At 41.3% G+C, this 10482-nt stretch carries 11 protein-coding genes and 1 tRNA gene (1 of these 12 running past the window's edge); 8 read left to right on the top strand and 4 right to left on the bottom strand.

The genetic code is table 11. The annotated features are described in order from the left end of the window. The 4 genes in view from ACT3ID_RS14825 to queA are tightly spaced (at most 15 nt apart) and all read right to left on the bottom strand, a layout consistent with a single transcriptional unit that may run on beyond the window. Nucleotides 1–483: the 5' portion of a DedA family protein gene (locus ACT3ID_RS14825; protein WP_491542831.1), read on the bottom strand. Its footprint begins 141 nt before the window's first position; 483 of the gene's 624 nt are visible here — the first part of the coding sequence; it begins with the start codon at nucleotides 481–483; its stop codon lies off the left edge, out of view. Between the two features lie 15 nt (nucleotides 484–498). After that, nucleotides 499–981, bottom strand: coding sequence for a 2-C-methyl-D-erythritol 2,4-cyclodiphosphate synthase (ispF, locus tag ACT3ID_RS14820; RefSeq protein WP_491542830.1), 483 nt, complete (start codon nucleotides 979–981; stop codon nucleotides 499–501). After that, nucleotides 978–1670 carry a 2-C-methyl-D-erythritol 4-phosphate cytidylyltransferase gene (ispD, locus tag ACT3ID_RS14815; RefSeq protein ID WP_491542829.1) on the bottom strand — a complete coding sequence of 231 codons (693 nt, stop codon included), beginning with the start codon at nucleotides 1668–1670 and terminating at the stop codon, nucleotides 978–980. Before ispD ends, ispF begins: the two co-directional genes overlap by 4 nt. 4 nt (nucleotides 1671–1674) lie before the next feature. Then, nucleotides 1675–2721 (bottom strand): tRNA preQ1(34) S-adenosylmethionine ribosyltransferase-isomerase QueA, encoded by a 1047-nt coding sequence (gene queA, locus ACT3ID_RS14810; RefSeq protein ID WP_491542828.1) that lies wholly within the window; start codon nucleotides 2719–2721, stop codon nucleotides 1675–1677. 109 nt (nucleotides 2722–2830) lie between these two features. Between queA and ACT3ID_RS14805 the strand changes: the two genes are divergently transcribed. The 8 genes from ACT3ID_RS14805 (at nucleotide 2831) to ACT3ID_RS14770 (ending at nucleotide 10433) form a co-directional block, all read left to right on the top strand. Next, nucleotides 2831–2918: transfer RNA gene (locus ACT3ID_RS14805), tRNA-Ser, on the top strand. Nucleotides 2919–3051: 133 nt separating this feature from the next. Continuing rightward, the gene (locus ACT3ID_RS14800) at nucleotides 3052–3291 is read left to right on the top strand and encodes a GIY-YIG nuclease family protein (protein WP_491542827.1); all 240 of its coding nucleotides are present in this window, start codon (nucleotides 3052–3054) and stop codon (nucleotides 3289–3291) included. 399 nt (nucleotides 3292–3690) lie between these two features. Further along, complete coding sequence (locus ACT3ID_RS14795) at nucleotides 3691–4212, top strand: hypothetical protein (protein WP_491542826.1); 522 nt, start codon at nucleotides 3691–3693, stop codon at nucleotides 4210–4212. Between the two features lie 17 nt (nucleotides 4213–4229). Beyond that, nucleotides 4230–4682: a LytR C-terminal domain-containing protein gene (locus ACT3ID_RS14790; protein WP_491542825.1), complete on the top strand. Its 453-nt coding sequence runs from the start codon at nucleotides 4230–4232 to the stop codon at nucleotides 4680–4682. Between the two features lie 6 nt (nucleotides 4683–4688). Next, nucleotides 4689–5102 carry a ribosome silencing factor gene (rsfS, locus tag ACT3ID_RS14785; RefSeq protein ID WP_491542824.1) on the top strand — a complete coding sequence of 138 codons (414 nt, stop codon included), beginning with the start codon at nucleotides 4689–4691 and terminating at the stop codon, nucleotides 5100–5102. 3 nt (nucleotides 5103–5105) lie between these two features. After that, on the top strand, nucleotides 5106–5522 hold the full coding sequence (locus tag ACT3ID_RS14780) for a hypothetical protein (protein WP_491542823.1): 417 nt from the start codon (nucleotides 5106–5108) through the stop codon (nucleotides 5520–5522). A 5-nt stretch (nucleotides 5523–5527) separates the two neighbouring features. Then, a complete protein-coding gene (locus ACT3ID_RS14775) occupies nucleotides 5528–6502 on the top strand; it encodes a 2-hydroxyacid dehydrogenase (protein ID WP_491542822.1) in 975 nt (324 codons plus the stop codon). Between the two features lie 52 nt (nucleotides 6503–6554). Next, nucleotides 6555–10433: a sensor histidine kinase gene (locus ACT3ID_RS14770; RefSeq protein WP_491542821.1), complete on the top strand. Its 3879-nt coding sequence runs from the start codon at nucleotides 6555–6557 to the stop codon at nucleotides 10431–10433. Nucleotides 10434–10482 lie beyond the last annotated feature (49 nt).

Raw genomic sequence — 10482 nt, 5'->3', positions numbered from 1 at the left:
AATACCGTTCCACAAAACGGAACTGATTGTTGAACAAATAATTGTGGTACTTATCCGGGTGTGACTAAGACCAGCTGTTAATGAAATGACGGAACGCGTACCGGCCAAAAAACGATTAGCCAAAACAACCCCCATCCCCCACCGTTGCATCCACGACTGTACCTTGGTAAGATATTTTAGTGGTATGAATCGAAGTAGCCAATATTGAGACCCATATCTTTGAATGCGACTTTCCCAGTGACTGCCAATCCAATACATACTCATAAAACCAATAACCGAGGCTACAGTCGTTAATATTAATACTGGTACAATACCAATAACCGATTCTGCCGCCAAATATCCACCGAATGCAACCAATACATCACCAGGTATGGGCGGAATAATATTTTCAATATAAGCTACCAAAAAGAAAACCAGGTAAATACTCAGCGGAGGCAGAGTATTTATCAACTGAACCATCTCTTGAAGAAATTGATCAATCATCGCTGCTATCTTTTTCTAGTTTTCTACTAACAGCACCACAGCCCGTGCGGACATTCCCTGGGCCTCTCCTTCAAAACCAAGCCCCTCGGATGTTGTTGCCTTGACTGAAACCTGGCTGGCATCAACATTTAAATCAGAAGCTATATGCTCTTTCATATCTGGTATATAAGAGGAAAGTTTAGGACGTTCTGCTACTATCGTAGCATCCATATTAACCACGCTGAATCCCTTTTTGCTAATCAGCTTATACGTCTCCCGAAGCAATATACGACTGTCGATATCTTTGTAATTATTATCTGAATCGGGAAAATGCTTGCCAATATCTCCGAGCGCACAAGCTCCCAATAAAGCATCTGTAATAGCATGTAACAAAACATCCGCATCGGAATGACCGACCAACCCTTTTTCAAAAGGAATTTCTACTCCGCCAAGTATCAACGGAAGACCTGTCTCCAATCGATGCACATCATATCCATATCCAATGCGAAGGTTACTCATTTCCGCTCCTCTTCAATTAGTAGTTGTGCCAACTTTAAATCCAGCGGATATGTTATCTTAAAATTATTTTGATCTCCTTCGACCATCTGAATTTTTTCATCCAGCCGCTCGACAAGTGATGCATCATCGGTCCCGATAAAATTATCTTCCATAGCCTTTTTATAAGCCTTCAAAATTAATTCTCGGCGAAATACCTGCGGTGTCTGTGTTTGCCATAAATACTTTCGGGATGGCGTTTTCAAAACGACCTGTTGATCATCGACACGTTTTATGGTATCCTTGGCAGGTATTCCCAACACAGCGGCCCCCTTTTGAGACGCCACTTGGCAACACTCTTCAATATGCTTAAGCTTAACAAGAGGACGAACGGCATCGTGGACGATAATTAAGTCCACTTCCGATATCTCTCCAAGAGCATTATTAATTGAATCCTGCCGCTCCTTGCCTCCGACTAAAGATTTTCCGGTAATACGATCAGGCAAAATGTAGTTGAGAATTTGCTGTGTCTTTTCCAGATACTCCTCTTGCGTCACCACCAACACCTGTTCAAGCCCTGAAAGAGGCAGAAAAGATCGAATAGTACGTTCAAGGATAGTTTTGCCTGATAGCTCCAGGTAAGGTTTCGGGATTTCTTTATTCATCCGACTCCCGGACCCCGCGGCTGGAATGATGAGTGTCTTGGTAGTCACTGTTTTAGAGGATCAGCATTGCATCACCAAAAGCGAAGAAACGGTAATCATTTTCCTGAGCTTCTTCATACGCCTCCATCAAAAAATCATAGCCGGCAAAAGCAGCACCCAGCATCAGCATTGTAGATTCAGGGCGATGGAAGTTAGTAATAACACCTTCAGTAATTTTAAACTCGTAGGGAGGAAAAATAAACTTGTCAGTCCATCCCGTTCCCGGTTTGGAAATACCGCTGGCGGTGATGCTTGTCTCAATTGTTCTCACTGCGGTAGTACCACAGGCAACTACCTTGTTTTCTTTACTGGCTAATGCTTCATTAATTTTGTCGGAAGTTTCTTCTGAAATATAGTAATTTTCCGAATCCGTGCGATGCTTCGTCAAATCTTCGACCTCACATGGGCGGAATGTCCCCCATCCAATGTGCATGGTTATGGGCAACATTTGCACACCTTTGTCCTCCAGCTTCTCGACCAGTTCTTCCGTAAAATGCATAGCCGCAAAAGGAGCCGCTACCGATCCCCGCTCTTTGGCAAAGATTGTTTGATATTGCTCTTTATCCTCCTCCCTGGGCTCGCGTTCAATATATGGAGGCAACGGCATTTCTCCGATGTTATCCAAAATGTGGTACAGCTCTTCGTTCGTTCCTTCAAACAAAAAACGTATGGTGCGACCACGTGAAGTGGTATTATCAATGACCTCGGCCATCAAGTTGGGACCAAAATATAGCTTGTTTCCTATCCGAATTTTTCGTGCCGGCTCTACAAGTACATCCCAAAGCATATTTTCGGGCACCAATTCGCGAAGCAGAAATACCTCAATATCAGCATCCGTCTTCTCTTTCTTTCCCTTCAGTCGTGCAGGAAAAACTTTTGTATCGTTGTAAACTAAGACATCACCTTCACTCAAGTACTTATGAATATCAGAAAATTTCTCATGCTTGATTGATTGTTCTTCCCGATTCAGAACCATCAGCTTGGCGGCATCTCGCGGCTGTACAGGTTCTTCCGGAACATTAAAATCATCAGTTTCAAATTTAAAATCGGTAAGTTTCATTATCGAATTATGGCCTTTTATTTGGTTTTATTTACCGGTATTTTAGTCGGATTCAAAGCGTTCCAAATATACTCTATTTTAGTCCGCAGGACAAATATCAATATTGTACGGAGGTGTGCCAGAGCGGTCGAATGGGGCGGTCTCGAAAACCGTTGAGCCGTTTTACGGTTCCGGGGGTTCGAATCCCTCCACCTCCGCTCTCCTTCGCATAAAGCTTCGAAGAGCAGGCTCTCTCTTCTGCCTGTGTATTAAGCATTTTGCATTTCCTGTTTGTATCAGTAAGATGTTACGTTCGTTATGTTCATTTATTTTATGAGATAAAATCTTGTTATGTGGTATGTATATATTTTGAAGAGTGCTAAAAAGGAATGGACCTATGTTGGTCTTACGGATCGGTTAAAGAAACGGATCAAGGAACACAATAACGGTAAAAACCAATCAACAAAAGCGTACGCTCCATTTGAGCTAGGTGCTTTTTTAGCTGTTGATTCCCGGCAAAAAGCACGTGAACTGGAAAAATATTTTAAAACAGGATCTGGTATTGCCTGGATGAATAAACGGCTACTTTAGCAGAACCTTTAGGCTACGGAGCCTTGCGCGAAGTAGCCCCTCCACCTCCGCTCTCCTTCGCATAAAGCTTCGGAGAGCAGGCCGTTTGAATTTCGAACCACAGAACATGGAATACTGAAATACGAAGATTAACAACCTTCTTTTATTCATCATTCCGGGTTCGATATTCGTATTCTCAAACTCACTCCTACTCCCGAGCGCTTTCGGAATACGGAATGAAGGTCTTTACAGGATAATCGCAAGATACTTTTATATGCTCCGCCTCTTACAAGAATTAAACAACAAACCTTCATCCCACAATTTTTAAAATTTTTATTCTAGCTGGTTAGTTTATTATACTTTCTTTATGATTAAAGCGTTATATTTGTTCCAACAGTGCTTAATTAACTTACCAACATTATGTTGAAAAAATCTGCATCCATATCTGCTGTTAGTTTCATTGTCATATTGTTTTTTGGACTTAGCTCAATGGCATCTGCACAGCTACGAGAAAATGTTGGAAGTAGTGCAGAACTAACAGGACCTATCGTCAAGCAAGATCTAAGTGAGGGGTCTAATCTGAGTAACTTATTTAATATGCAGATGGACCACTCCTATTCAATGATGTTTTCAAGTTTCGGCGGTCAGATGCAAAATATGAATGCTTATACCAATACCATGCACTTCTTTTTCACGGAGGATCTGACCGGCAGGCTTGATCTATCACTTTTGCATTCTCCTTTAGGAAATGATTTTATGCCAAATGATAACGGCATGAATACTCAATTTATGATCAGGAATGCTGAACTGAACTATGAGATCAGTGATAAAAGTAATATCCGGCTCCAATTTCAGCAGGTCCCGGGGTATGGAATGAACCCATGGGCATCAGGCTTATATCGAAACCCGTTCAACTCATCATTTCACGACCGGAATTTCTGATTGAATAAACCATATTAATGACCCACGGGAATAACGAATCCAATTCTTTTGCTTTAAATGCGGTCATTGGCTTCCTTAGTCTGTTATTAGTACTGCTGGTTTTTGGACTTTTTACCCGCATCATTTATCCCCGCATTGATAACTTAAGATCCGACACCAGTTCTCAACTCATAGGCGATGTTATCCAGCTTGAAGTGTTAAATGGATGCGGCGTACCCGGACTTGCCAACGATTTTACTTCTACCCTGCGAAAAAATGGATTTGATGTGGTAGAAACTGGTAATTTTAAAAACTTTGACATGCAAAATACTGTTGTGATAGCACGCACCTTCGATGCCGAAAATGCAGAACGTGTAGCCGAAGCTCTCGGTATTAGCGAAGAAAATGTATTTATAGAAGCATCAGAAGATTTTTACCTGGATGCGACCGTGGTGATCGGATCCGATTATAAATCACTCAAACTCAATTAATCCTATATGAGCAATACTTCTCCGCAAGCAGATCAGCAATTTACAAGCGTCAATGATAAAAAAACTGCAGATTCTGACAAGCTAATCGAAATTATCACCAATGCCCTGCTCGATAAAAAGGCAGAAGACATCATCGTACTTGATGTGCATGAACTTACTACGTTAGCAGACAAATTTGTTGTTTGCCACGCAAACACCGATGTCCAAATTAAGGCTCTTGCAGATAATGTAAATAAAGAAACCAACGAGCAGGTAGGTGAAAAAGCGTGGAAAGAAGAAGGACGAGAATCACGCCGGTGGGTAATTCTTGATTATGTAAATGTTGTAGTACATATTTTCAAAAAAGAACTGCGGGATTATTATTCACTGGAACGCATGTGGAATGATGCCCCTATCCGAAAAATTGAAGACAACTCCTAAATTGTGAAATCCATCTGCTGGTTTTTTGCTGCTCTTATTATAACAGCCGGATGCGCATCCTCATCAGATGAAAACATTGAGAAACAGGATCTGGAAAACCTGGTATCGTTAGAGAGTCCAATGGATAATCCCTCCCAATCTTCAAGGGTTTATATCGATTCTCTAAAGCGGGTAACTTATGATCAACAAACGGTTCTTCTGATTCATGGTACTTTTCCCGATGCCTGCACTCATCTTGAGGAGATAACGCATCACATCGAGAATGATTCACTTCATCTTGATTTTAAGGCCTGGCGGAATCCCAGGCAAATGTGCTCTCAGGTACTTACTCCCTTTTCATTTATTTATGATGATTTGAGCGGCGAAACTCTTTCATCACACTCACAAATTATTATTAACGGTACTCCTTATAGTATTTAACATCTATGACTAAACGCGTATTGGTTACTGAACCTATTATTCCATCCGTTATCGAAAAGCTGGAAAAAAATTATCATGTTGATGTCGGAGAAAGAGGTACTTTTAATGATGAAGAAGCCTTAATCGAGACTATTCCACCTTACCACGCATTACTGTCAATGCTTTCAAATCCTGTCACAGAAAAGGTCATAACTGCCGGCGACAACCTGGAAATTATTGCCAATCACGCAGTAGGCTATAACAATATTGATATTGAGGCAGCCCACAACCACAACATACATGTGGCCAATACTCCGGGTGTTCTAACAGAATCTTGTGCCGAATTTACACTCGGACTGATGCTTGCTGTCTCGCGCCGCCTTTTTGAAGCGCAACAATACCTGCTTAATGGTAGATTCGATAATTGGGAACCCCTGGGATTTTTGGGAAAAGAATTACAAGGAAGTACACTTGGAATTATTGGCATGGGCCGCATCGGGACGGCCGTTGCACGACGAGCCCATGCTTTGGGAATGGAACTACAGTATCACAACAGAAATCGTGTTTCCGAATCTGTTGAAGAGAAACTTGATGCCACTTATTGCTCGACAGTCAAAGAACTGGTTAAAGATGCTGATGTGGTTTCACTGCACTGTCCGCTCACAGATGAAACTCACCATCTGATCGATGATGAAATATTATCGACCATGAAAGATGATGCTATCTTGATTAACATCGCACGCGGACCCGTCGTAGACGAAGCGGCTCTTGCCGAGGCGTTACATAACAACATTATTGGTGGAGCAGGCGTTGATGTCTTTGAAAAAGAGCCGGAAGTCCACCCACGATTGCAGAATGCTCCCAACTGTGTACTTACGCCTCATATTGCAAGTGCAAGCTATCAAACAAGGGAAGACATTGGAATGCTGGCGGCTAATGCCATAGTTGATATTCTTGATGGTACACCGGCTTCTGAAATTCCTAACTTGATTCACCCTTAATTTCGGTTCATATTGCATATATTGATTGTTTCGGCGAACCGATAACTTGATCATGATACAGTTTCTGAAAACCAATTGCCTGCTTCGTGTCTTTGGATGGGCCCTGTCAGGTTTGCTGCTGATCCTCCTTATTCTGGAAGGCTGGCGCTATGGAGTAAAACCTTCGGAAGTTACCAATCAACAGCTTATCGAAAACAGTCTGGATAAGGCATCAGATCATTTTCTGGCTAAACAGCAAGAACTGCTTGATAATACAGAAGAGATAGCGGCAAAGTTGCAACCGGCTTTACTGCGAGATTATTCACATCGCTATATAGCAAATCTCTTGGATGAATCCTCACAATTTTGGGGTGCTGTATTATATCATGAAGAACAGCCTATTGTCTGGAGCAATTTTGGCCTGCAAAATATTGATGACCCCAAAAGAGCCGGGCAATCCGAATCCAGCCTTAAACTAAAGAAACAAAATAACGTTGTCTACTGGGAGACTCACGTACCATTTATGGTGCAAGACAGCGCAGGAACTGTTTCGTATGACCTTTTTACCAGTCAACGCATAAAGCAAAATAATCCGCTGGCAATTGGTGAACGTACTGAATTTAATCTTTTTGATTATCGGGATTTCACTGCTTCTTATCCCCTTAACTTCGATGTTTTCAGTGATCCGCCGGATAATTTTCTGGCCGCAAAACAACTCTCAAATTTAGAAGGCGATTCTGTAGGTGTTGTATATGCCACTGCTGATCAATTCAAACAAACAAAAGCACAGTGGGAACAAAATACCCGCTTTTGGAGAACAGCTTACGCACTTCTCTGTTTCATTATATTAGTCAGTATCCTATTTGTTGCAGTCGACAAATTATCAATATGGAAAGCCCTTATGCTTCAGCTTCTTTTTATTGAGATGGGCTGGGGTATCTTTGCTTACACTAACATGCCTTCTTACTGGATTCTGACACTATTAGATCTTTCGGGCGAACAGGCAGCCACAACTAAGATATTAAGCTCAACGTTAACCAATGCTCTTTTTGCACTATTTGCGGCCATAACTATCTACCGCAAATTAAAAGAATACCGCTATTCTTTTAAAGACGACTGGTATTTAAGTACCATTGGACTATCGGGACTGTTCGGCATTTTCAACGCCATAAGTATTCTCACCTTCTTTGATATAATATTTCAGAATGTAGTTGCCAGTAATGTCCCCCTGCTCGACCTGCGTATTTTTCCTGCAATTGGTACTATCTTTTTATACTTGGTGATTGGATTAGCAACACTGAGTGCCGGAAGTATTTTAATCGCCTTAAACCAGATACTTTTCCGAATAACCAAAGAACATCTCAAGCTTACTGCTTCCATTCTCAGTACCACTTTCATCCTCAGCCTTTTTGTAATCCAGTTGTTTATTCCCGAACAATTTATTTTTAACTGGCTCTTTTATTCCAGCATTTTTGCTTTCGGTTTGATTACTACCATTTCGGCCGACCTTGAAATGAAGAACTCATGGATATCTTCACTTTCAATGCTCCGAAAAGTTGTTTTGTCTAGTTTGGTTATTGCTATCATAAGCCTGCCGGCCATTTATCAAGCATCATTACAGCATTTAGATGACAACCTCTGGCAAACAGCTAATAACTATGCGCAAAAAGAAGATCCCAATGCTGAAAAGCTTACCAGGGAACTGCTGACAAAGTTGGAATCTAATTTTCGAGACATCTCACAAGAAGACCTGCAAAAACATCGATCGTTTCTGCAATCCAGGTTTACAGAAACTATTCAAGACTTAATAACATCAGAAAGAAACATCTATTCTTATAATTTACAATTGGTTGATGCCAACGGGGGTTTAATAGCGGATTATGCTACTAATCTTAACTCCCCGAACTGGGTGAATTTTTTTAATATTACCCACCTTAAGTTGGTAACCGATATCGAGCAGATCACCAAATCAACTATTCGACCAATTGTTCAACTTCCGGAGCTTATCAACCAAGAAGATTATCGAACATTTTACCGGGGATGGATTCCCGTATTCGGCACATCCGAAGAAATGCCTATTGCGTGGATTTTAGGTTCCGTATATCAAGAGCGACCTAAGTTTAATAAACCAATCCGTGCTGTTATGGCGTCGCTTACTTACGAAGACTGGAACACAGGCTATTTGATGCAGCGTTTTCAAAATGAGCGACTGATAAATTCGGCACAACAAGGATTTGGGGGTTATTTTCCCAAATACCGCACACTTAGTAATAATGCATTACAGGCTCTTGAAGAGGATTCTCTAATCTACATGACCGAAGAAGCAGACGAAAGTGAATACCGGACACTGCTTTGGAAAGAGTCTGAAGAAACCACTATCAAAGCAACCACTACCCTGCCCGATTATCGACTGGTTTTGTACTCGTTTTTTCGTTTAAGCTTTACCCTGTTACTAATTGGATGCCTCGGGATGGCTATATGGCAACTGGTTCAAAGAGGAAACTTTAAGTTTTATGGAGAACAAAAACGGTTTCAGGATCGTATACTCGATAGTTTTTTACTGGCTACGCTTATCTTTTTAACCCTGCTAATTGCTACTACCCATTATGCCATCAAGCAGCAAAACCAGGATATAGTCCGTCAAGAACTAGTTGATAAATTAGAAAGGCTTGCAAGTACTATAGAGTTGAATCCTTCTATTCGCAATAACCAAAATCTAGGTTCCTCATTTTCACTGGACACATTAACTCTGCCTCTGGATGCCGATGCCAGCTTTTATGCTGACCGTACTGTTACTGAGACTACGACGCCTCAAATTTATCAACAGCATTTACTGCCAGCTACCTTACCGTACGATATATACCACGAATTATTTCACCAGCAGCAGCACGATGCCTATTCCACTGTTCAGCTGGCAGGACAAAATCTGCTCATTGGCTATCGTTCTATTCTGAATGAAAAAAGCCAACCTGTGGCTACCATTGCTATTCCTACGTTTTTAGAATCTCCCAAGTACAATCAGCAACTGCTCGAAACCACCAGCTATCTGATCCTTATTTATCTGCTTGTTTTCGGATTGTTCATTATTGGATCAACATTTATTTCACGGCAGCTTACTCGTCCCCTGGTTTATATCCAGCGCGGACTTAATAAAATTTCGGGCGGCAACCTGGATACAACTATTCCTGTTAAAAGTAATGATGAAATTGGTACCCTTGCCGAAGCGTACAACAATATGGTTTTTCGGCTTAAAAAATTGCAGAAAGAACTTGCCACTGCTGAACGAGAAGCCGCATGGAAAGAGATGGCACAACAGGTAGCCCATGAGATTAAAAACCCACTCACTCCAATGAAATTAAATGTGCAACATCTTGAGCGACAGCTCAAAAGCAATTCCCAGGACCCTGAGGAACTAAAAAAGCGCGTGCAAAAGATTACACAAAACCTGATTGAACAAATACAGACACTTAATACTATTGCATCAGATTTTTCAAAGTTTTCTCAGCCTCTCAATGATAAAGAATTTGAGCAGGTTGATATGACTAGTTTACTATCATCGGTTGCAGAACTTTATGAGCATGATGAAAATGTAAACATACGATTTCAGCAGAATAGCTCTATCTATGCAAAGGGCATTGCAGATGAATTAAAGCGTGTGATAATCAACTTGGTGAAAAATGCCTATGAAGCTATGCCCGAGGGAGGAATAATACAGCTAAACCTCTACAAACAGCAGCAACACGTTTTTATCGAAGTGGAAGACAGCGGCCATGGTATTCCGGAAGAAGATCGACAAAATATTTTTGTCCCCAACTTTTCGACCAAATCCAGTGGTACTGGTCTTGGCTTGGCCATCTGTAAGAAGATTATTGAAGCACATGAAGGCAGCATAAGCTTTGCGTCTGTAGAAGGCGAAGGCACTACTTTTGTCATTAAATTGCCCCAGGGATAACTCTGTCTCTGCCCTTACTATTGCCTCTCTTTTTTTGTACCATGTGCGA

The sequence above is a fragment of the Fodinibius sp. GM108 genome, from assembly GCF_058386985.1.
Note: the sequence above shows the minus strand (reverse complement) of the source record. Positions and strands in the feature narration are given on the sequence as shown.

Coding starts and splice junctions, on each gene's coding strand:
- rsfS (WP_491542824.1), top strand. CDS start 4,689: ATGAGCAATACTTCTCCGCAAGCAGATCAGCAATTTACAAGCGTCAAT.
- ACT3ID_RS14790 (WP_491542825.1), top strand. CDS start 4,230: ATGACCCACGGGAATAACGAATCCAATTCTTTTGCTTTAAATGCGGTC.
- ACT3ID_RS14770 (WP_491542821.1), top strand. CDS start 6,555: ATGATACAGTTTCTGAAAACCAATTGCCTGCTTCGTGTCTTTGGATGG.
- ACT3ID_RS14800 (WP_491542827.1), top strand. CDS start 3,052: ATGTGGTATGTATATATTTTGAAGAGTGCTAAAAAGGAATGGACCTAT.
- queA (WP_491542828.1), bottom strand. CDS start 2,721: ATGAAACTTACCGATTTTAAATTTGAAACTGATGATTTTAATGTTCCG.
- ACT3ID_RS14775 (WP_491542822.1), top strand. CDS start 5,528: ATGACTAAACGCGTATTGGTTACTGAACCTATTATTCCATCCGTTATC.
- ispF (WP_491542830.1), bottom strand. CDS start 981: ATGAGTAACCTTCGCATTGGATATGGATATGATGTGCATCGATTGGAG.
- ACT3ID_RS14795 (WP_491542826.1), top strand. CDS start 3,691: ATGTTGAAAAAATCTGCATCCATATCTGCTGTTAGTTTCATTGTCATA.